This is a genomic window from Mycobacterium sp. NGS63 (assembly GCF_059812295.1).
Genome location: NZ_JCALCJ010000006.1, coordinates 403232 through 425763 on the forward strand (window position 1 = coordinate 403232; position 22532 = coordinate 425763).

At 70.9% G+C, this 22532-nt stretch carries 11 protein-coding genes; 2 read left to right on the forward strand and 9 right to left on the reverse strand.

Annotation, left to right across the window (positions count from 1 at the left end; genetic code table 11):
• Nucleotides 1–32: 32 nt before the first annotated feature.
• A complete protein-coding gene (locus AC5Y4Z_RS18220) occupies nucleotides 33–12551 on the forward strand; it encodes a type I polyketide synthase (RefSeq protein WP_499965883.1) in 12519 nt (4172 codons plus the stop codon).
• Nucleotides 12552–12570: 19 nt separating this feature from the next.
• Complete coding sequence (locus AC5Y4Z_RS18225; RefSeq protein ID WP_499965885.1) at nucleotides 12571–15090, forward strand: sugar epimerase family protein; 2520 nt, start codon at nucleotides 12571–12573, stop codon at nucleotides 15088–15090.
• A 10-nt stretch (nucleotides 15091–15100) separates the two neighbouring features.
• Here the strand turns inward: AC5Y4Z_RS18225 and AC5Y4Z_RS18230 are convergent, their stop codons facing one another.
• From AC5Y4Z_RS18230 to AC5Y4Z_RS18270, 9 genes are all read right to left on the reverse strand, one after another.
• Nucleotides 15101–16459, reverse strand: a complete 1359-nt coding sequence (locus tag AC5Y4Z_RS18230) for an HNH endonuclease signature motif containing protein (RefSeq protein ID WP_499965886.1) — start codon at nucleotides 16457–16459, stop codon at nucleotides 15101–15103.
• Nucleotides 16460–16626: 167 nt separating this feature from the next.
• On the reverse strand, nucleotides 16627–17853 hold the full coding sequence (locus AC5Y4Z_RS18235) for a cytochrome P450 (protein ID WP_499965887.1): 1227 nt from the start codon (nucleotides 17851–17853) through the stop codon (nucleotides 16627–16629).
• A 20-nt stretch (nucleotides 17854–17873) separates the two neighbouring features.
• Nucleotides 17874–18833, reverse strand: a complete 960-nt coding sequence (locus AC5Y4Z_RS18240) for an SDR family NAD(P)-dependent oxidoreductase (protein ID WP_499965888.1) — start codon at nucleotides 18831–18833, stop codon at nucleotides 17874–17876.
• Nucleotides 18834–18943: 110 nt separating this feature from the next.
• Nucleotides 18944–19366, reverse strand: a complete 423-nt coding sequence (locus AC5Y4Z_RS18245; RefSeq protein ID WP_499965889.1) for a hypothetical protein — start codon at nucleotides 19364–19366, stop codon at nucleotides 18944–18946.
• On the reverse strand, nucleotides 19363–20430 hold the full coding sequence (locus tag AC5Y4Z_RS18250; protein WP_499965890.1) for an NAD(P)H-dependent amine dehydrogenase family protein: 1068 nt from the start codon (nucleotides 20428–20430) through the stop codon (nucleotides 19363–19365). The genes AC5Y4Z_RS18245 and AC5Y4Z_RS18250 overlap by 4 nt, the downstream gene beginning before the upstream one ends.
• Nucleotides 20427–20867 carry a hypothetical protein gene (locus AC5Y4Z_RS18255; protein WP_499965891.1) on the reverse strand — a complete coding sequence of 147 codons (441 nt, stop codon included), beginning with the start codon at nucleotides 20865–20867 and terminating at the stop codon, nucleotides 20427–20429. Before AC5Y4Z_RS18255 ends, AC5Y4Z_RS18250 begins: the two co-directional genes overlap by 4 nt.
• A 22-nt stretch (nucleotides 20868–20889) precedes the next feature.
• A complete protein-coding gene (locus AC5Y4Z_RS18260; RefSeq protein ID WP_499965893.1) occupies nucleotides 20890–21585 on the reverse strand; it encodes a hypothetical protein in 696 nt (231 codons plus the stop codon).
• A complete protein-coding gene (locus tag AC5Y4Z_RS18265) occupies nucleotides 21582–21713 on the reverse strand; it encodes a hypothetical protein (RefSeq protein ID WP_499965894.1) in 132 nt (43 codons plus the stop codon). Before AC5Y4Z_RS18265 ends, AC5Y4Z_RS18260 begins: the two co-directional genes overlap by 4 nt.
• A gap of 13 nt (nucleotides 21714–21726) precedes the next feature.
• Nucleotides 21727–22524 carry a CbbQ/NirQ/NorQ/GpvN family protein gene (locus AC5Y4Z_RS18270; protein ID WP_499965896.1) on the reverse strand — a complete coding sequence of 266 codons (798 nt, stop codon included), beginning with the start codon at nucleotides 22522–22524 and terminating at the stop codon, nucleotides 21727–21729.
• Between the last annotated feature and the right edge of the window lie 8 nt (nucleotides 22525–22532).

Sequence of the window (22532 nt, forward strand, 5' to 3'; positions counted from 1 at the left end):
AAATGCCAGGTGAGGGTTAGGCGAGGTTAGGGATGGCGGATCAACTCCAGCATGCGACCGAAGCGCTGCGCAAAGCGCTGGTCCAGGTGGAACGCCTGAAGCGCACCAATCGTGCGCTGCTGGAGCGCTCGAGCGAGCCGATCGCCATCGTCGGCATGTCGTGCCGCTTCCCCGGGGGCGTCGAAACCCCCGACGACCTGTGGCGGATGGTGGCCGACGGCCGCGACGTGATCACCGAGTTCCCCACCGACCGCGGCTGGGACCTGGCCGGCCTGTTCGATCCCGATCCCGACGCGCGCCACAAGACCTACGCGCGCACCGGCGGCTTCGTCGACGGCGTCGCGGACTTCGACCCCGCGTTCTTCGGGATCGCGCCCAGCGAGGCGCTGGCGATGGACCCGCAGCACCGGATGTTGCTGGAGCTGTCGTGGGAGGCCCTGGAGCGGGCCGGGATCGACCCGGGCGGGCTGCGGGGCAGCGCCACGGGGGTGTTCGCCGGGCTCATCGTCCAGGGCTACGGCATGCTGGCCGAGGAGATCGAGGGCTACCGGCTCACCGGCATGACCTCCAGCGTGGCCTCGGGACGGGTGTCCTATGTGCTGGGGCTGGAGGGCCCGGCGGTGTCGGTGGACACGGCGTGTTCGTCGTCGCTGGTGGCGCTGCACATGGCGGTGCAGTCGCTACGGACGGGGGAGTGCGACCTGGCGCTGGCCGGCGGTGCCACCGTGAACGCCACGCCGACGGTGTTCGTGGAGTTCAGCCGGCACCGCGGCCTGGCGCCCGACGGCCGCTGCAAGGCGTACGCCGGCGCGGCCGACGGGGTCGGCTGGTCCGAGGGCGGGGCCATGCTGGTGGTCGAGCGGTTGTCGGATGCGCAGCGGCTGGGTCACCCGGTGCTGGCGGTGGTGCGGGGCAGCGCGGTCAATCAGGACGGCGCGTCGAACGGGTTGACCGCGCCCAATGGTCCCTCGCAGCAGCGGGTGGTGCGCGCGGCGCTGGCTAACGCCGGGCTGTCGGCGGCGGAGGTGGACGCGGTCGAGGGCCACGGCACCGGGACCACGCTGGGCGATCCGATCGAGGCCCAGGCGCTGCTGGCGACCTACGGTCAGGATCGCAGTGAGCCGCTGTGGCTGGGGTCGATCAAGTCGAACATGGGCCACACGCAGGCCGCCGCCGGTGTCGCCGGGGTGATCAAGATGGTGCAGGCGATGCGCCACGAGACTTTGCCGGCGACCCTGCACGTGGATCAGCCCAGCCCGCACGTGGATTGGTCGGCGGGCGCCGTGTCACTGCTGACCGAATCGCGGCCCTGGACGGAGCGGGACCACCCCCGCCGGGCCGGGGTGTCGTCGTTCGGGATCAGCGGCACCAACGCCCACGTGATCGTCGAGGCCGGGCCGGTCTCGGGGCCGCGGGAAGCCGGCCCGGCGCTCCCCGTGGTGCCGTGGGTGGTGTCGGCAAAGTCGTTGACGGCGTTGGAGTCTCAGGCCGCCCGGCTGACCGCACATGTGCGCGCCCACGGCGAGCTCGACATCGCCGACGTGGCGTGGACGCTGGCGGGCCGGTCGGCTTTCGAGCATCGCGCGGTGGTGGTCGGCGGCGACCGGGACCGGTTGCTGGCGGGGCTGGACGAGCTGGCCGGGGGCGATCCCGTCTCGGTGCTCCGCGGCGCCGCCGCGGCCGCGGGCAAGACCGTCTTCGTGTTCCCGGGCCAGGGCTCCCAATGGCTGGGCATGGGCATCGAATTGCTCGACACCGCACCGGTATTCGCGGAACAGATCCAGGCGTGCGAGGCAGCCTTCGCCGAATTCGTGGACTGGTCGCTGACCGACGTCCTGCGCGGCGCGTCGGGGGCTCCGGGCCTGGACCGAGTCGACGTCGTGCAGCCGGTGCTGTTTGCCGTGATGGTGTCGCTGGCCGAGCTGTGGAAGTCGGTCGGGGTCGGCCCCGACGCGGTGATCGGGCACTCGCAAGGCGAGATCGCCGCGGCGTATGTCGCCGGCGCGCTGTCCCTGCGGGACGCCGCGCGGGTGGTCACGCTGCGCAGCAAGCTGCTGCGGTCGCTGGCCGGGCCCGGGGGCATGCTGTCCATCGCGTGCAGCACCGAGCGGGCCCGGGAGTTGTTGGCGCCCTACGGAAATCGCGTCAGCATCGCCGCCGTCAACGGGCGGGCCGCGGTCGTGGTGTCCGGTGACGTGGCCGCGCTGGACGAACTCGCCGGCTTCTGCGCCGACCTGGAGCTGCGCACCCGGCGCATCGACGTGGACTACGCCTCGCATTCGGTGGAGGTCGAGGCGATTCGCGGCGACCTCGCCGAGGCGCTGACCGGGATCGAGCCACGCTCGTCGCGCACCGCCTTCTTTTCCACGGTGACCGGAAACCGTTTGGACACAGCGGGCTTGGACGCCGAGTACTGGTACCGCAACATCCGCCAGACCGTCCAGTTCGACCAGGCGGTGCGCAGCGCGTGCGAGCACGGCTTCCGGGCGTTCATCGAATCCAGCCCCCACCCCGCGCTGATCGCCGGGATCGAGGACACCGCCAACGACTGCCTGGCCGGCACCGACGGCGCCGAAGCGACCGTCGTGCCCACGCTGGGCCGCGACGACGGCGGCCTGGATCGGTTCTTTGCCTCGGCGGCCACCGCGTTCGTGGCCGGCGTGAGCGTGGACTGGCGCGGTGTGCTCGACGGGGCCGGCTTCGTCGAGCTGCCGACGTATGCCTTTGACCGCCGCAGGTTTTGGCTGTCCGGGGAAGGCGTCGCCGCCGACGCCGCGGGCCTGGGCCTGGGCGCCAGCGAGCACCCGCTACTGAGCGCGGTCGTCGAGTTGCCGGCGTCGGGCGGGGTGGTGCTGACGGGCCGGTTGTCGCCCGGCCTGCAGGGCTGGCTGGCCGATCACGCGGTGTCCGGTGTCGTCGTGTTCCCGGGCGCCGGCTTCGTGGAGCTGGCGATCCGGGCCGGCGACGAGGTCGGGTGCTCGACGGTCGACGAACTGACCCTGCTCGCGCCGTTGATGTTGCCGGCCAAGGATTCCGGGTCCGGTTCGGTCGCCGTGCAGGTGGTGGTGGGAGCCGCAGAAGAAACCGGCCAGCGCAGCGTGTCGATCTTTTCGCGCCTCGACGCCGGCGCCGGCTGGGTGTGCCACGCCGAGGGAAGGCTGAGCCCGGGCTCGGTCGAGCCGGACGCGGAGCTGGCGGTGTGGCCGCCGGAGGGCGCCGTCGCGGTCGACGCGGCCGACGGCTACGAGCGGTTGGCCGCGCGCGGGTACGGCTACGGCCCCGCGTTTCACGGATTGGTCGCGACGTGGGTCCGCGGCGACGAGGTGTTCGCCGAGGTGCGGCTCCCCGACGCCGCCGGGGGCGTCAGTGGATTCGGCGTGCACCCCGCGTTGCTCGACGCGGCGATGCATGCGTTGGCGATGGGCCACCAAATCGGCGGCCACGCCGACGAAGTGGTGTTGCCGTTCTCGTGGCAGGGCGTGTCCCTGCACGCGGCCGGCGCCTCTGCGGTGCGCGCGCGCCTCGCGCCGGCGGGCAGTTCGGCGGTCTCCATCGAGCTCGCCGACGGGCTGGGATTGCCGGTGCTCTCGGTGCGGAAGATGGCGGTGCGTCCGATCAGCGAACGGCAACTGCGCGCGGCGGTGTCGGAGGCGGGTCCGGACCGGCTGTTCGAGGTGACCTGGTCGCCGGCCGCCACGACGGCCGGCCACGCCGGGCTTCCCCCACACGAAGTGTTCGAGTCCGGTGCGTGCGGCGACGGCCCGGTGGCGGCAGCCTACGAGCGCACGCACCGGGCGCTGGCCGCCGTGCGGTCCTGGCTGACCGAGCGCGACACCGGGGTGCTGGTGGTGGCCACCCGGGGCGCGGTGGGGCTGGCCGGTGAGGACGTCACCGACTTGGCGGGCGCGGCCGTGTGGGGGCTGGTGCGGTCGGCGCAGACCGAGCATCCCGGACGCATCGTGCTGGTGGATTCCGATGCGGCGCTTGACGATAGCGCGCTGGCCACCGCCCTCGCCGCCGGTGAGCCGCAGGTGCTGTTGCGCGACGGCAAGGCCTACACCGCGCGGGTGCGCGGCAGCCGTGCGGTCGACGGCATTATGACGCCCCCCGCCGGCGGGCCGTGGCGCCTCGGGCTCAGCAGCGCGGGCACCTTCGAGAACCTGCAACTCGAGCCGGTGCCCAACGCCGACGCCCCCCTGGAGCCCGGTCAGGTTCGCGTCGCGCTGCGCGCCATCGCCACCAACTTCCGCGACGTCATGATCACCCTGGGCATGTTCACCCACGACGCCCTGCTCGGCGGCGAAGGCGCCGGCGTGGTGGTCGAGGTCGGGCCGGGGGTCACGGAGTTCGCGATCGGCGATTCGGTGTACGGCTTCTTTCCCGACGGCAGCGGCACGCTGGTGCCCGGCGACGTCCGCCTGCTGCAGCCGATGCCCGCCGACTGGTCCTACGCCGAAGCCGCCGGCATCTCGGCGGTTTTCACCACCGCGTACATGGCGTTCATCCACCTGGCCGAGGTCAGGCCGGGCCAGCGGGTGCTGGTGCACGCCGCCGCCGGTGGCGTGGGGATGGCCGCCGTTCAGCTGGCCCGGCATCTGGGCCTCGAGGTGTTCGCGACCGCCAGCCGCGGCAAGTGGGACACGTTGCGGGCCATGGGTTTCGATGACGACCACATCGCCGACTCGCGCAGCCTGGAATTCGAGGAGAAGTTCCGCTCGGCCACTGACGGCCGGGGCATGCACGTGGTGCTGGACTCGCTGGCCGGCGAATTCGTCGACGCCTCGCTGCGGCTGGTCGCCCCCGGCGGCATCTTCCTGGAGATGGGCAAGACCGACATCCGCGATCCGGGCGCGATCGCCCGGGAATACCCGGGCATACGGTACCGCGCCTTCGACCTGTTCGAGCCCGGCCGTCCCCGGATGCATCAGTGGATGATCGAGCTCGCCGGGCTCTTCGATTCCGGCGTCCTGAAACCGTTGCCCGTCACGGCCTTCGACGTGCGGCGCGCCCGCACCGCGCTGCGGTATCTGAGCCAGGCCAAGCACATCGGCAAGGTCGTCATGACTCTGCCTACAGCGCCCGGTGCCGGGCTCGCCTCCGGCACCGTGCTGATCACCGGCGGGACCGGCATGGCGGGGTCCACGCTGGCCCGTCACCTGGTGGCCCGGCACGGTGTTCGGGATCTGGTGCTGCTGAGCCGCCGCGGCGCGGACGCGCCCGGCGCGGCCGAATTGATCGCCGAGCTGGAGGCCGGCGGTGCCCGGGTCCGGGTGGTGGCCTGCGACGCGGCCGACCGTGACGCCCTGGCGCGGGTGATCGCCGATGTTTCGGCGCACCGGCCGCTCTCCGGCGTCGTGCACGCCGCGGGCGTGCTGGACGACGCGATGATCACCTCGCTGACGCCCGAGCGCGTCGACGCGGTGCTGCGGGCCAAGGTCGACGCGGCGTGGAACCTGCACGAATTGACCCGCGAGGCGAATCTGTCGGCGTTCGTCATGTTCTCGTCGATGGCCGGGCTGGTGGGCTCGTCGGGCCAGGGCAACTACGCGGCGGCCAACTCCTTCCTCGACGGGCTGGCCGCGCACCGGCGGGCGCACCGGCTGCCCGCGATCTCGCTGGCGTGGGGGCTGTGGGACGAGGCCAGCGCCATGACCGGCGGGCTGGACGCCGCCGGCCGCGCCCGGCTGGGCCGCGACGGGATCCTCGCCCTGTCCTCGGCCGAGGCGATGGAGCTCTTCGACACCGCACTGATCGTCGACGAACCGTTCGTGGCGCCCGCCCGCATCGATCTGGCCGCGCTGCGCGCCCACGCCGTCGCGGTTCCCCCCATGTTCGCCGACTTGGTCAGCGCGCCGACGCGGCGCCGGGTCGACGACTCGCTGGCGGCCGCGAAATCCAAATCGGCGCTCGCCCACCGCCTGCAGGGGCTGCCCGAGGCCGAGCAGCACGCCCTGCTGCTGGACCTGGTGCGCTCGCACATCGCCACCGTGCTCGGCAACACCCCCGCCGACGCGATCGACCCCGACCGGGCGTTCCAGGAGCTGGGCTTCGACTCGCTGACCGCCGTCGAAATGCGCAACCGGCTCAAAACCGCCACCGGACTGGCCCTTTCGCCCACGCTGATCTTCGACTACCCGACACCCAACGGCCTGGCGAGCTACATCCGTACCGAACTCGCCGGCGTGCCACAGGAAATCAGGCACGCCCCGGTCGTTCACGCCACAGACGACGATCCGATCGCGATCGTCGGCATGTCGTGCCGCTACCCGGGCGGGGTGAATTCCCCCGACGACCTGTGGGACATGCTCACCGAGGGGCGCGACGTGCTCTCCGAATTCCCGACCGATCGCGGTTGGAACCTGGCCGGGCTGTACAACCCGGACCCCGACGTCCCGGGCACGTGCAACACCCGCTCCGGCGGCTTCGTGGACGGTGTCGCCGATTTCGATCCCGCGTTCTTCGGCATCGCCCCCAGCGAGGCACTGGCCATGGATCCGCAGCAGCGCCTGTTCCTCGAATTGTCCTGGGAAGCCTTGGAGCGCGCGGGAATCGAGCCCGGCGGGTTGCGCGGCAGCGCCACCGGCGTGTTCGCCGGGGTGTATACGCAGGGCTACGGCATGGGCGCCGCGTCGGCCGCGGAGGGCTTCCGGTTGACCGGGCAGTCGACGAGCGTGGCCTCGGGCCGGGTGTCGTACGCGCTCGGTCTGGAGGGCCCGGCGGTGTCGGTGGACACGGCGTGTTCGTCGTCGTTGGTGGCGCTGCACATGGCGGTGCGGTCGCTGCGCGCGGGCGAATGCGACCTGGCCTTGGCCGGCGGCGTCACCGTCAACGCGACGCCCGACATCTTCGTGGAGTTCAGCCGCATGCGCGGGCTGTCCCCGGACGGCCGCTGCAAGGCGTATGCGGGCGCGGCCGACGGCACCGGATTCTCCGAGGGCGGCGGCATGCTGGTGGTGGAGCGGTTGTCGGATGCGCGGCGGCTGGGTCACCCGGTGCTGGCGGTGGTGCGGGGCAGCGCGGTCAATCAGGACGGCGCGTCGAACGGGTTGACCGCGCCCAATGGTCCCTCGCAGCAGCGGGTGGTGCGCGCGGCGCTGGCTAACGCCGGGCTGTCGGCGGCGGAGGTGGACGCGGTCGAGGGCCACGGCACCGGGACCACGCTGGGCGATCCGATCGAGGCGCAGGCATTGTTGGCGACCTACGGTCAGGATCGCAGTGAGCCACTGTGGCTGGGGTCGATCAAGTCGAACATGGGCCACACCCAGGCCGCCGCCGGTGTCGCCGGGGTGATCAAGATGGTGCAGGCGATGCGCCACGAAATGCTCCCGGCGACACTGCATGTCGACGAACCCAGCCCGCACGTGGATTGGTCAATGGGTGCGGTCTCCTTGCTGACAGAGCCGCGGCCCTGGCCGGGTGGTCGCGCCAGGCGGGCGGGGGTGTCGTCGTTCGGCATCAGCGGCACCAACGCGCACGTGATCATCGAGGCTGGGCCCGACGCCACCCAGCGCGAACCCGGCCCGGCGCTCCCTGTGGTGCCGTGGGTGGTGTCGGCAAAGTCGGCGGGCGCGCTGACCGCCCAGGCGGCGCGGCTGGCCGCACACGTCGGTGCCCACGGCGAGCTCGACATCGCCGACGTGGGATGGACTTTGGCGGGCCGGTCGGCCTTCGAGCATCGGGCCGTCATCGTCGGCGAGGACCGCGAGGGACTGCTGGCCGGGCTGGACGATCTGGCCGCGGACCAGCCCGGCACGGTGATCCGCGGCATCGCCGCACCGGCGGGCAAGACCGTCTTCGTCTTCCCCGGCCAGGGCTCCCAGCTGCTCGGCATGGGCCGGGGCCTGCACGCCGCCTACCCGGTGTTCGCCGAGGCGTTCGACACCGTGGTGGCGGAGCTCGACCAGCACCTGCTGCGCCCGCTGCGCGACGTCATGTGGGGCCACGACGAAAGCGTCCTGAACACCACCGAATTCGCGCAGCCCGCGTTGTTCGCGGTGGAAGTCGCGTTGTTCCGGCTGCTGGAATCCTGGGGCATCCGGCCCGATTTCGTGCTGGGCCACTCGATCGGCGAGCTGTCCGCCGCGCACGTCGCCGGTGTCCTGTCGCTCGAGAACGCGGCGGTGCTGGTGGCCGCCCGGGGCCGGTTCATGCAGGCGCTGCCGGCCGGCGGGGCGATGGTCGCGGTGCAGGCCACCGAGGAGGAAGTGCGGCCGCTGCTGGGGCCCTCCCAACAAGACAGCGTCAGCATCGCGGCGATCAACGGGCCGGCGTCGGTAGTGGTTTCGGGTGCGCAGCAGGCCGTGTCCGCGGTCGGCGATCGATTCCGCGCCGACGGCCGCCGGGTCCACCAGCTCGCCGTCTCGCACGCGTTCCACTCCCCGCTGATGGATCCGATGATCGACGAATTCGGCACCGTGGCGGGCGGACTCGCGGTCGGCAAGGCCACCATCCCGATCGTCTCGAACGTGACCGGGCAGCTGGCGGGGGACGACTTCGGATCGGCCGCCTACTGGAAGCGGCACGTGCGGGAGGCGGTGCGATTCGCCGACAGCGTGCGTTTCGTGCATTCGGCCGGCGCCACCCGCTTCCTGGAGGTCGGGCCGAGCAGCGGGCTGACCGCGTCGATCGAGGAATTGCTGGCGGACAGTCCCGTGATCTCGATGTCCGCGCTGCGCAAGGAACGCCCGGAGCCGGTGGCACTGGCCACCGCCGTCGCGCACGGGTTCGTCGCCGGGATGGACGTGGACTGGCGCGGTGCGCTCGGTGGCGCCCGCTTCGTGGAACTGCCCACGTATGCCTTTGAGCGGCGCCGCTTTTGGCTGTCCGGCGACGGCGCCCCGGCCGACGCCGCCGGACTGGGGCTGGCCGCCGGCGAGCACGCGCTGCTGGGCGCGGTGGTGGAGCTGCCGGCCTCGGGCGGCGTGGTGCTGACCGGCAGGCTGGCCCCGAGCGCGCAGGGCTGGCTGGCCGATCACGCCGTCGGCGGCGTCGTGTTGTTCCCGGGTGCGGGTTTCGTCGAGCTGGCCATTCGCGCCGGCGACGAGGTGGGCTGCGGGGTCGTCGAGGAGCTGAATCTGGCGGCGCCGCTGGTGTTGCCGGCGTCGGGGTCGGTGGCCGTGCAGGTCGTCGTCGACGGCCCGGACGACTCGGGCGCCCGTGCGGTGTCGGTGTTCTCGCGCGCCGAGGCGGGGTCCGGGTGGTCGTTGTACGCCGAGGGTGTGCTGCGCGCGGGGACGGTGCAGCCGGCGGCGGACCTGTCGGCGTGGCCGCCCGTGGGCGCGGTCCCGCTGGACGTCGGTGACGGATACGAGCAACTGGCCGAGCGTGGGTATGGCTACGGACCCGCGTTCCGCGGCTTGAGGTCGATGTGGCGCCGCGGCGACGAGGTGTTCGCCGAAGTCGCGCTGCCCGAGGACGCCGGGGTGTCGGCGGCCGGGTTCGGGGTCCACCCCGCGATGCTCGACGCGGCGCTGCACGCGGTGATCCTGGCGTCGGACGGCGGTGAGCTGGCCGCGGGTTCGATGTTGGTGCCGTTCTCCTGGCAGCGGGTGTCCCTGCACGCCGCGGGCGCGGCGGCGGTACGGGCGCGGATCGTGCCGGTGGGCGAATCGGCCGTGTCGATCGAGCTTGCCGACGGGTTGGGGCTGCCGGTGCTGTCCGTGGCGTCGATGGTGGCGCGGCCGGTGACCGACCAGCAGCTGCTGGCCGCGGTCTCCAATTCCGGGCCGGACCGGCTCTTCGAGGTCGTCTGGTCCGCGCTGCCGGTGTCCGCGGTGCAGCCGGTGTCGCTATCCGCTTGGGGAGCCGAGGAATTGGCGGCGCCGGACGGCGGCGCCGAACGCTCGGCGGTGCTGTTCGAATCCGTACCGGTGGCCGGCGACGTCGTGACGGACGTGTACGCGGCCACGCGCGCCGTGCTGCCGGTGCTGCAGTCGTGGCTGGCCCGCGAGGGCGCGGCCACGCTGGTGGTGTCGACCCAGGGTGCGATGGCGTTGCCGGGGGAGGACGTCACCGATTTGGCGGGTGCGGCGGTGTGGGGGCTGGTGCGCTCGGCGCAGACCGAGCACCCCGGCCGGATCGTGCTCGTCGACACCGACGCGCGGTTGGATCCCGACGTGACGGCCGCGGTCTTGGCGGCCGCCGAACCGCAGGTCTTGGTGCGCAGCGGGACCGTCTACACCGCGCGGGTGCACGGCAGCCGCGCCGTCGGCGGCCTTCTGGTGCCGCCCGAGGACGGGCCGTGGCGCCTGGGCATGAGCAGTTACGGCACGATCGAGAATCTGCGGTTGGAGCGGATCCCGGACGCCGACGCGCCGCTGGGCCCGGGCCAGGTGCGGGTCGCCCTGTCGGCGCTCGCCGCGAACTTCCGCGACGTGATGATCGCCCTGGGCCTCTACCCGGACCCGGACGCGGTGATGGGCATCGAGGCCTCCGGGGTCGTCGTGGAAATCGGGTCCGAAATCGCTTCGAGCGCGGGCCGTTTCGCGGTCGGCGACCGTGTCATGGGCCTGTTCCCGGAGGGCACCGGAACGATCGCCACGACGGACCAGCGGCTGCTGGTCAAGGTGCCGGCGGGCTGGTCACACACCGCCGCGGCGACGGCTTCGGTGGTGTTCGCCACCGCGTACTACGCGCTGGCCGACCTGGCGGGCGTCAAGCCCGGTCAGCGGGTGCTCGTGCATGCCGCCGCCGGTGGCGTCGGCATGGCCGCCGTGCAGCTGGCCCGGCACTTCGGCCTGGAGGTGTTCGCCACCGCCAGCCGCGGCAAGTGGGACACGTTGCGGGCCATGGGTTTCGACGACGACCACATTTCGGATTCGCGCAGCCTGGAGTTCGAGGAGAAGTTCCGCGCGGTCACCGGCGGGCGCGGGATGGACGTCGTGCTCGACTCGCTGTCGGGTGATTTCGTGGACGCGTCGCTGCGCCTGGTTGCCCCGGGCGGGGTGTTCCTGGAGATGGGCAAGACCGACATCCGCGACCCCGAGGCCGTCGCGCGGGACCATCCCGGCGTGCGCTACCGCGCCTTCGACCTCTTCGAGGCCGGACCCGAGCGCATCCAGGAAATGCTCGACGGGCTGGCGGCGCTGTTCGGCGAGGACACGCTACAACCGTTGCCGGTCAACAGGTTTGACGTGCGACGCGCGCCGGCGGCGCTGCGGTACCTGAGCCAGGCCCGCCACGTCGGCAAGGTCGTGATGACCATGCCCGACGCCTGGGTGGCCGGCACCGTGTTGATCACCGGTGCGACCGGGATGGCGGGGTCGGCGCTGGCCCGCCACGTCGTGACCCGGCACGGTGCGCGCAACCTGGTGCTGCTGAGCCGTCGCGGCCTGGACGCGCCGGGCGCCGCGGAGCTGATGACCGAGCTGTCGGCGGCGGGGGCCCAGGTGCAGGTGGTGGCCTGCGACGCGGCCGACCGCGAGGCGCTGGCCAAGGTGCTCGCCGACATCCCGGTGCAGCGGCCGCTGTCGGGCGTGATCCATGCGGCCGGCGTGCTCGATGACGCGGTGATCTCGTCGCTGACCCCGGAGCGGGTGGATGCGGTGTTGCGGGCCAAGGTCGATGCGGCGTGGAACCTGCACGAGTTGACGCGGGATCTCGACGTGTCGGCGTTCGTGATGTTCTCGTCGATGGCCGGCCTGGCGGGCGCGTCGGGTCAGGCCAACTACGCGGCTGCTAACTCCTTCCTCGACGGGCTGGCCGTGCGTCGGCGGACCCTCGGGTTGCCGGCGATCTCGCTGGCGTGGGGGCTGTGGGATCAGGCCAGCGCCATGACCGGTGCGCTCGGTGCCGCCGACCGTGCCCGCTTCGGCCGCGACGGAATCGTCGCGATGTCCTCCGATGAGGCGCTGGGCCTGATGGACACCGCCCTGATCGTCGACGAGCCGTTCCTGTTGCCCGCCCATATCGACCTGGCGGCCCTGCGGGTCAAGTTCGACAGTGGAACGCTGCCGCCGATGTTCGTCGATCTGATCAACGCGCCGACGCGGCGCCAGGTCGACGACTCGCTGGCCGCGGCGAAGTCGAAATCGGCTCTGCTGCAGCGCCTCGAGGGGCTGCCCGAAGACGAACAGCAGGCGGTGCTGCTGGATTTGGTGCGGGCCAACATCGCCACGGTGCTGGGCAGTTCGAGCCCCGAGGCCATCGATCCGGACCGCGCGTTCCAGGAGCTCGGTTTCGACTCGCTGACCGCCGTCGAGATGCGCAACCGGCTCAAGTCCGCGACCGGGCTGGCCCTGTCGCCGACGTTGATCTTCGACTACCCGAACTCCGCGGCGCTCGCCGGCTACATGTACCGCGAACTCGTGGGCACCGCCGAACAGCGGGCCCCGGCCGCCGCGCCCGGGGAGGCCGAAATCCAGCGGGTGGTGGGATCCATTCCGGTCAAGCGGCTGCGCCAGGCGGGCGTGCTGGAGCTGTTGCTCGCGCTGGCCAACGAGGCCGAGGGCGCGGCGCAGCCGGAGGCCCCGGCGGTGACCACCGAGAAGGACATCGCGGACATGGATCTCGACGCGCTGGTCAACGCGGCGTTGCAAGACGACGATGAGTGACCATGGGCGGCGGTAGTTTGTGAGGGTCGCGGTCACCGGGGCCGGCGGTGTGCTCGGTCGCGGCCTCGCCGCCCGATTGCTCAGCGGTGGCCACGACGTCGTCGGCATCGCCCGGCACCGGCCCGAAAGCTGGTCGAGCGCGGCCGAGTTCGTCACCGCCGACATCCGCGACGCGACCGCGGTGCGCCGGGCCCTCGCTGGTGCCGACGCCGTCGCGCATTGCGCATGGGCGCGCGACACCCGGGACGGCGAGCAGGTCAACATCGGGGGCACGCGCAACGTGCTCGCGGCGTTGACCCCGTCCGCGCGCATCGTTTTCCCGTCGTCGGCGCACGGTGCACATCAGGCCCGTGTCGAAGACATGCTCGCGCACGCGGGCGTCGATTCGGTGGCGATCCGCTGCGCGCTCATCGTCGGGCGTGGCGTCGACAACTGGGTGCGCCGGCTGCTGGCCCGACCCGTCTTTCCCGCCGCACATGCGGATCGCCGCGTGCAGCTCGTGCACCTCGACGACGCGCTGCGGCTGCTGACGCGCGCTCTCCTGGACGATGAAATCGCCAGTAGCCGTGTGGATCTTGCCGCCCCGGGCGCCCCGACCCTCCGCGACATCGCGCGGGCGCTTGGGCGTCCCCTCGCGCCGCTGCGGCTCGCCTCGTTCGCCGGGCTGAGCGCGCCGCCGATGGACACCGCGCGGCTGCGCGACGAGTGGGGATTCCGGCCGGCCTGGAGCGCCGACGAATGCGTCGAGGACCTGGCGCTGGCCGTGCGCGGGCGGGTGACGCTGGGCAGGCGGGTGATCTCGCTGCCGTGGCGGCTGGCCCCGATCCAGGATCTGCCCGCCGTCGACGCGCCCGCCGAGGACGGGGTGACGCCCGAACTCGCCGGGCCCGCGGGGGTCAACGGCGAATTCGACACCCCGATCGACCCGCGTTTCCCGACCTACCTGGCCACCAATTTGTCGGAGGCGCTGCCGGGCCCCTTTTCGCCGTCGTCGGCGTCGGTGACCGTGCGCGGGCTGCGCGCCGGCGGCGTGGCCATCGCCGAACGGCTCCGGCCCGGCGGGATCATCCAGCGCGAAATCGCCATGCGCACCGTCGCCGTCTTCGCGCACCGGCTGTACGGCGCCATCACCTCGGCGCACTTCATGGCCGAAACCGTGCCGTTCGCCAAGCCCGCGACCATCGTCAGCAAGAGCGGGTTCTTCGGCCCCAGCATGGCGTCGCTGCCGATCTTCGGCGAGGAGCACCCCCCAATCGAAACCGGCCGCGCCCGAAGGCGATTGCGCACCCTGCGCAACATCGGGGTGTTCGGCGTCAACCTGGTCGGCCTGAGCGCCGGCTCAGGCACGGACACCCGGGCCCTGCTCGCCGACGTCGACCGGTTGGAGCGCATCACCGCCGGCGACCTCACCCGGCTCGACGATCGCCGGCTGCACAGCCTCATCCTGCTGGCGCGCGACCACGTCGTATACAGCTGGGTGCTGGCCTCCGGGTCGTTCATGCTGTGCGCGGCGTTCAACGTGCTGCTGCGCGGCTTGTGGGGTCGGGACGCCGCCCCGCCGGCCGGACCGGAACTGGTCAGCGCGCGATCGGTGGAGGCGGTGCAGCGGCTGGTGGTCGCCGCGCAAAGCGACCCGAAAGTCGCCGGCGCGCTGGCCGATCCCGGCCCGCATCTCGACCGGCTGGCCGCCGAGGCGCCCGGCTTTTACGCCGCGGTGCGCGCCGAGCTGGCGCTGTTCGGGCACCGGGGCCCCGCCGAGCTGGAGATGCTGTCCACCAGCTACGCCGACGACCCCGAGCTGCTGATCCGGATGGTGACCCGGGCGATGAGCGCACCCGCGGCCGCCCCGCAGTCGTACCCGCGGATCCCGTTGCGCGCCAGGCCCGTCGCCGCGCTGTTCGCTCGCCAATTGCGCGACCGCGAAGTCCGCCGCGACAAAATGGTGCGCGCCAACTGGGTGCTGCGCGGCCTGCTGCGCGAATGCGGGCGCCGCCTCGCCGATCGCGGCGTCTTCGACTCCGCCGACGACGTGTTCTACCTCCTGGTCGACGAAATCGACGCTCTACCCGCGGATGTCGCCAAGCTGGTGGCCCGGCGCCGCGACGAACAACGCGCGCTGGCCGGCGTCGTTCCGCCGACGGTGTTCAGCGGAAGCTGGCGGCCCGCCGTCGCCTCCTCACCGGCGCTGGCAGGCGGCGACACCCTGCGCGGCGTCGGCGTCTGCGGCGGACGGGTCCGCGGCCGGGTGCGCATCGTGCGCCCCGAAACCATCGACGACCTGCAGCCCGGCGAGATCCTGGTCGCCGAGGTCACCGACGTCGGCTACACCGCCGCGTTCTGCTACGCCGCCGCGGTGGTGACCGAACTGGGCGGCCCCATGTCCCACGCCGCCGTGGTGGCGCGCGAATTCGGGTTCCCGTGTGTGGTCGACGTGCAGGGGGCGACGCGCTCGCTGCCGCCGGGAGCCATGGTCGAGGTCGACGGCACTACCGGCGAGATCCGCGTGCTCGAGCTCTCCGCGGAAGACACGGCGAGCTAGCGATAACCAGCTAGGGGTCGTCTTCGTCGTCGTTGGTGAAGCGTTCGGGGTGGTGGTAGGCGTTGGTTCTGGGCTGTCCGTGGTCCAGGTGTGGTGGTGGGATCCATTCGGTTTGGCCGTGGGCGTTGGTGCGGGTGGTCCAGCCCTGTTCGGCGAGGCGGTTGTCGGGGCCGCAGGCCAGGGTGAGCTCGTCGATGTGGGTGCGCCGGGTGGCTTGCCAACCGTTGATGTGGTGGACCTGGCTGTGATAGGCGGGTGCGGTGCAGCCGGGTTTGGTGCAGCCGCGGTCGCGAGCGTAGAGCATGATGCGTTGGGCCGGGCTGGCCAGGCGTTGGGTGTGATACAGCGCCAGCGGCTTGCCGTCGTGGAAGATCGCCAGATAGTGACGGGCGTGGGCGGCCATGCGGATCACGTCGGCCATGGGCAGCAGGCTGCCGCCGGCGGTCAGGGCTTTGCCGGCGGCGGCCTCGAGCTCGCGCAGGGTGGCGATGGCCACGATGCCTACCGGTAGCCCGTTGTGGCTGCCCAGCTTTCCCGAGGCGAGCAGGGCGCGCAGCGCGGCAAGGAAGGCGTCGTGGTTGCGCTGAGCTGTCGAACGGTGATCGCGGCGCACCGCCTCGTCGTCGGGGGTGTCGTCGACGACGGGGGTGTCGTCGTCGGGGTTGCAGGCGCCGGGGGCGGCCAGCTTGGCCAACATGGCCTCGATGGCCGCGCGCAGCTCGGGGGTGACCAGCCCGCTGATGCGTGACATGCCGTCGGATTCCTGCTTGCCGAAGACGATGCCGCGGCGGCGGGCGCGCTCGCGGTCGCGGTATTCGCCGTCGGGGTGGATCCAGTCCATGATTCGCTGGGCGTATTGGGCGACCTCGTCGGGGCGGTACTGGGTGGCCTTGCCGGCTAAATCCTTCTCGGCGGCCTCGCGCAGCGCCAGGTCCACCTCGTCGGGCAGATGCGCGAAAAACCGGCGGATCTCGCGCACGTGGCCGTCCCCGATCAGCCCGTCGCGTTGGGCGGCGGCGGTCGCGGGAAGCTGCGGCGCCAACGGCTGGCCGGTCAACGCGCGCCGCGCGCCGAGATCCTCGGCCTCGGCGAGGCGCCGAGAGGCCTCGGCCTTGGTAATGCGCAACCGGTCGGCCAGCGCCGTGACCAGGCTGCCGCCCAGCTCCGCGGGACCGGCCTGGGCGTCGAGCTGATTGATCACCGTGTGCTGGGGGGCGCGCAGCCGCCGCGCGGCGCGCTCCAGGCGCTCCAACACACGCAACCGCTCCGGGGTGGTCAATACGTCAAAGGACAACGCGCCCACCCGGTCCAGGCCAGCGTCGAGCGCGTCGAAGGCCTCGACGATCTCCTCACGACTGCTGCAACCCATACCGCCGACACTACGAACCACCACCGACAAGAAACCCCGAAATGTGACGCCTGAAACCAAAGTGACACAAGAAATTTCGCGGATCCGAGTCCCGCCGTTAGACGCACAAACCAGCCGTTCGGTTCCATCGAACCCACGTCGGCCCGCTCCTGGGCGGGCTCACGCCGCTAGTCGAATTCGATCTCCAGACCGAGCGGCCCGCTCAGGCCCAGCATCGGCTTCCAGGGCGACGTGGCGACGCGGCGCGGGTTGGTCATGCGCCGGGCGAGGACCTTGAGGGCCCCGGCGAGCTCGACTCGGGCGAGGTTGGCGCCGAGGCAGTAGTGGGCGCCGCCGCCGAAGGTCAGGATCGGCGGCGGGTTCTCCCGGGAGATGTCGAATCGGTCCGGGTGGGAGTAGACCTCCGGATCGCAGTTCGCGGCATAGGTATTCACCGAAATGAACGTGCCGGCCGGGAAGGTGTAGTCGGCGAAGGTGACATCGTCGAGGACCGTGCGGAGGGTGGCACACACCGCCGGCGAATGGCGCATGCATTCTTCGACGGCGCGCATCGCGAGGCCAGGATCGTCGCGAAGCAACGCCAGCTGATCGGGATGATCACACAGCGCGTGCATGGACGCGGCGAGTTGATTGCGGGTGGTGTCGGTGCCCGCGCTGAGAATGCTGAACGCCAGCATGCGCAACTCCGCGTTGCTGAGCCGGTCTCCGCCGTCCTGGGCGCGAATCAGTTCGGAGATCAGGTCGTCGGTCAACCGGCCGCGCCGCTCGGCGATCATGTCGTCGATGTAGGCGTCGAACTCGTCCCACGCCCGCATGACCATGTCCTGCTCCTCGACGAGGTTGGAGTCCAGCCGCACGATCTTGAAAATGTCTTCGGCCCACAGCGAAAACCGCTCCCAGTCCTCGGGCGGGGCGCCCAGCAGCGCGCAGATGATCGGGATCGGGTAGGGCCGGGCGATGTCGGCGACGAAATCACACCGGCCGGTATCGGCGACCCGATCCACCAATTCGTTGATGACCGTGTCGATGGTGTCTTCCATGCGCGCCGACGCGCGCGGGGTGAAGGCCCTGGACACCAAGCCGCGCAGCCGCCGGTGCTCCTCGCCTTCCATGCCGAGGATCGTGCCGAGCACCCTGTCGTAGAGCGGCCCGGACGTGATGCCGCGCGCCGTCATGTGCATACCGGGCGGGAACACGAATCGGGGGTCTCGGAGTATCCCGCGGGCGAGGTCGTAGCCGAGCACCTCGGGTCCGAGCGGCCCGATGGCGATCGGCGACTCCGCGCGAACCTCGTGGATGCGCGGGGCGACCTCGTGCACGGTGTCGGTGATGTCGTAGTGCAGCGTCGGGAGTCCCGCGTCGAAAATGCTGGGTGCTGCGGCGTCGACGGTCATCGTCGCTCCTTAGGCCGAAATCAGTTGGGCCGGTAACGTTTGGGCGTTACCTCGATCGGCGCCGCGATGGCCTCGCCCGGGGCCAACTCCCCGGAATGGGGGAGATCCGGCATCAGCCTCGCCGTCGCGGTGTCGACGATCGCGGCGAAGTTGTCGCGCACCTTCTCGACCGTGGGTTCGGCGTCGTAGTGGCCGGTGGTCTGACCGAACACGCGGATGCCCACGTTCCCGGCGCCCGCCTCGAGGTTGGCGCCGGATACCGGACAATCCTGGTGGACCAGGAACGCCACGACCGGTGACACCAGGCCGGTCGGGAAGTGCTCCTCCATCAGCTTCGTGAAGGCGGATGGGTCGTTGAAATGCGTTATGGCGCTGGTGTTGGCGGCCGGACCCAACGCGTTGACCTTGATGCCGAGCGGGGCTCCTTCGACGGCAAGGCCACGGGTCAGCCCGAAGATTCCGCCCTTGGCGGCACCGTAGATGGACAGGTACGGCATGCCGAACATCGCTCCGGACGTGGTGTTCACGATCCGGCCGTAGCCGGTCCGGCGCAGGTGGGGCCACGCCGCCCGGCACATCCACAGGGTGCCCATCAGATGCACGTCGATGACGTTGCGGATGTCGGCGTCGGAGATCTCGTCGAACTGCGTCATGAAGCAGATCCCGGCGTTGTTCACCAGGATGTCGAGGCGACCCCACACGTCCAGCGCGGTCTGGACGACCTGGCGTGCGCTGTCCTCGTCGGCGACGCTGTGCAGGTCCGCGACCGCCTCGCCGCCCGTCGCGCGAATCTCCTCGACCACCTGCTCGGCGTTGGCCCGCAGGGTGTTTCGTCCGTCGGGTCCGACACCGAGGTCGTTGACGACCACCTTGGCCCCGCGCTCGGCGAGCAGCTTGGCGTGCGACCGGCCCAGGCTCGGCTCCTGCCCCCCGGCGCCGGTGACGATCGCGACCCTTCCGTCGAACCGGAGATCGTTCATCACGGGGCGAGCTCGAAATGCGGGATGCGGCTCAGCCATTCGGTCACGACGACGTTCATCTCCATCTCGGCCAAGTCCAGTTCGGGAATGTTCGGTCGGCTCATCGGCAGTCACTCGATATTCGTGGACAGAAACGTCAGAGGAAGGCCGAGCACCGACAGGTCGATCTCGTCGAGGTAGGAGCCCTCGCCCGAGAAGCTCTGCCGGAATCTCGTTGTCGCGCCGTAGCGCTCGGCCACGGCTTCGGCCGCCGAGGCGCCGGGGACCCTCAGCACCACCGTGTAGATGCCGTCGCCGTGCACCTCGATAAACTCGGCCACCGACCGGGCGACGGCGGCGTCCGAGCCGGGCGCCGGGCTGATCAGCTCGATGCCGCGGTTCCAGTCCAGGTGGACATCCACCCCGAGCTCGGTCAGTTGCAGGCTCTCGAACGCGAAGCCGAGATCGGTGAACAGTTGCGCCACGGCGTCGCGGCGCTCCTGCGCGACCGCGAAAACCACGTGGTGGAGCGACGATTGGTCCTCGCCCGTCATCGCGCCTCCTTTCCGGCGGTTGTCAGCACCCCGCGGGGAAGCACCCCGCACAGGTCGGTGTAGGTCATGATGCCAGGCGGGGCCGCGACGGCGGCCGGTATCGCGGCGATCGCCGGCATGGCGGTGATGGTGAGGCCCAGCATGATGTAGTCTTCCAGCGTCTCGCCGTGGAAGTCCGGCGGCGGCAGGAAGCTCAGGGTGGTCTTGATCGTCGGCCGTCCCTGGACCTCGATCGTGTAGCCCATGTCCAATGGCCAGTCCGGGTCCAGTGACTGGCCTTTGCGCCAGCGCCCGCGGATCTCGATGACCTCCCGCTCGCCGACGATGCCCTTCCACCGGACGTCCACGCCGGCGACGCAGCCCTTTGCGATCGTCCAGTCCCCGGGCAGGTGGAGATCCTCGGTGGTCTTGGCGTACTCGGCCTCGCAGCGGACCTCGTCGAGCTCGGTTCCCAAAGCATCGGCGATCAGCAACACGCCGTCGCGGAAGATCCCGGAACCCTGCTCGGTGATCGCCGGCAGGTCCGGCCGATCGATGGGATAGCCGAAACCCATGGGGATTTCGGTGGCGGGGGAGTTGTAGACGGTGGTGTCGGCGGATTCCAGCATGGACACCTTGTCCACCCGGTCGCTCAGCCCGGCCGACACGATGGCGAACAGTTGGATGAAGCCGGGGTTGATGCCGCTGCCGAAGATGGTCGACCCGCCCCGCCGGCAGGCTTCGGCGATGCGATCGCGTCCCGCGCCGAGGAAGTGCCCGGTGATGAACCCGGCGGTGCCCACCACGTTGATGCCGGCGCCCAGGATGCGGACGAGCTCGTCGACGTCGGCGAACATCGGGTTGTAGACCACGCAGTCCGGCTTGAGCGCCAACAACGCCTCGACGTCGTTGGTGGCGCGCACGTTGAGCGGTTCGATCCCGCACAGCTCGCCGGCGTCGCGACCGGCTTTCTCCGGCGAGAAGGCGTAGCACCCGACGAGCTCCAGCGTCGGGTTCGACGCGATCGCGCGCACCGAACTCTTGCCGACGTTGCCCGTCGTCCACTGGACGACCCGGTAGGTCAAGGGTGCGCCGCCGAATGCTGTTGGGCGGCTTGCCGGGCGAGCCGGTCGTTGTGGATCCGGACGAGCTCGCGGAACCCCAGCCGATGGTATTTCGGTATGGGCTGGATTCCCCAGATGTCCTGGGCGGTGGCCTTGCCCTCGGCGCCCTCGGGCGGCCCGAACGGCGGGTAGGGGTACTTGCATTCCAGCGTGTCGTTCGAGTACCGGACCTTGAGCAGCTCGCTGCAGATCTCGGTGAGGCTGAGCGTGGGGTAGCCGTAGTAGACGGCCATGAACGGCAGGGTGAATGCGCCCTCGATGACCAGCGCGACCAGGCACACCAGCACCGCGCGCTTGATCCATTTGTGCATCCGCGCGTAGTACGGCGTGGTGCCCGGCGGCAGGTCCTCGGCCGGATTCTTTTCCTCGGCGGCGGGGCTTGGGGTGGGGGTGGTCACGGTGGTCCTCCTTGGAACCTGTTCAGTCGGTGAAGATTTCGCGGTTGACGGTGTGGAGGTAGGGGATCGCGAGGAAGGGGGTGATGTAGAAGATGTCGTAGAGCCACCAGCCGACGACGGGGAACACCACCCCGGCGTAGCGCACGTCGGCGAACATGGTCATGTTGAACACGTAGCCGATCCAGATCATCACGCCCATCCAGCAGGTGATGACCATCCACTGATGGCCCCAGCGCTTCATCTGCAAAAAGCCGATCGCCGCGGCGACGCGCATCGAGAAGACCGTGAAGATCAACCCGAACACCCAGGCCTTTTCGCCCGGCCCGGCCGAGCCGCCGACCCAGAGCTCGTTGTAGTGCCAGAAGTAGCCCGCGTCGAACATGTTTCCCCAGCCGACCATCAGCACCCGGTTGATCAGGGTGTGGTTGGCGACCAGGTCGAGCGCCCAGCCCAGGCTGTTGAGGCATCCGTCGATCAGGACCAGGTAGCCGATCAGGGTGACGATCATGGGGCGCACCGACAGGCCGGCGCGCAGGGCCTGGCGCTGCAGCCAGACGCCGCGCATGAAGATCGGGAAACCGATCAGGCCCGGCGCCCACATGCCCATCAGGGCGGCGCCGACGATCATCCACCTGTCGGCCCTTCGCTGCGCCAGGCGGGATTCGTCGTAGTGCTCGTCGAGGCCGATCGAATTCGGTTGCGCGGCAGAGACGGTCACAAATCCCACCACCCGCGGGCGAACGACATGTAGAGCTGGATGAGAAACATCGCCAGCAAATAGCCGTAGACGGCGACTTGTATGACGATGAGCGCTATCTTGCGTTTGCGTTCCTTCTGATCGACCACGATCGGCTCCTTCCTAACCCGTTGACGTTTCGGTGCCGGCCAGGGTGGCCACCGCGACCTCGCGCAGGCCGTCGGTGACCGCGCCGTCGACGCTCAGCGGCGCGAGGATGCAGGCCTCGGCCGCGTCCAGTTCCTCTGCGCCCGAGGCGATCAGGTGCGCGGCGGTGACCAGCACCCGCGTCGACGGCGGCTCGAAGTGGAAGGCCTGGTCGGCGGTGCGGATCGCGACCGCGCACCGGACCAGCCGCTGCGCCGTGGCCGGCGGAATTCCGGTTTCGGCGACGATCACCTCGGCCTCGCGCTCGGGCGCCAGGTACGTCATCGGAAGGGTGACGAACCGCTGGCGGAACGACGGTTTGAGCTCCTTGAGCGAGCTGCGATACGCCGGGTTGTACGAACACACCAGCATGAACGTGTCCGGCGCCCGCACCACCTCGCCGGCGCGGTCCAGATAGAGCGAGCGGCGGTGGTCGGTGAGCGAATGCAGGATGGCCAGCGAATCGTGCCGGGCCTCGACCACCTCGTCGAGGTAGCAGATCGCGCCGGCCTTGACCGCCCGGGTCAACGGCCCGTCGGTCCAGACCACGTCGCCTCCGGTCACCATGAACCGGCCGACGAGGTCGGAGCTGGTGAGGTCGTCGTGGCAACTGATGGTGACCACGGGCCGTTGCAGCAGCAGGCCCATGTGCTCCACCAGCCGTGTCTTGCCGCAACCCGTTGGGCCGGTGAGCATCACCGGCATCCGGCGGTGGTACGCCTGCTCGAACAGGCGGACTTCGTTGCCGCTGGCGAGGTAGGTGTCGGTGGTCATCTTGTCCG

Bases quoted from the DNA above. Each gene is read 5' to 3' on its own strand.
- AC5Y4Z_RS18235 (WP_499965887.1), bottom strand. From the start codon at position 17,853: ATGACCGTCGACGCCGCAGCACCCAGCATTTTCGACGCGGGACTCCCG.
- AC5Y4Z_RS18245 (WP_499965889.1), bottom strand. From the start codon at position 19,366: ATGACGGGCGAGGACCAATCGTCGCTCCACCACGTGGTTTTCGCGGTC.
- AC5Y4Z_RS18240 (WP_499965888.1), bottom strand. From the start codon at position 18,833: ATGAACGATCTCCGGTTCGACGGAAGGGTCGCGATCGTCACCGGCGCC.
- AC5Y4Z_RS18220 (WP_499965883.1), top strand. From the start codon at position 33: ATGGCGGATCAACTCCAGCATGCGACCGAAGCGCTGCGCAAAGCGCTG.
- AC5Y4Z_RS18270 (WP_499965896.1), bottom strand. From the start codon at position 22,524: ATGACCACCGACACCTACCTCGCCAGCGGCAACGAAGTCCGCCTGTTC.
- AC5Y4Z_RS18230 (WP_499965886.1), bottom strand. From the start codon at position 16,459: ATGGGTTGCAGCAGTCGTGAGGAGATCGTCGAGGCCTTCGACGCGCTC.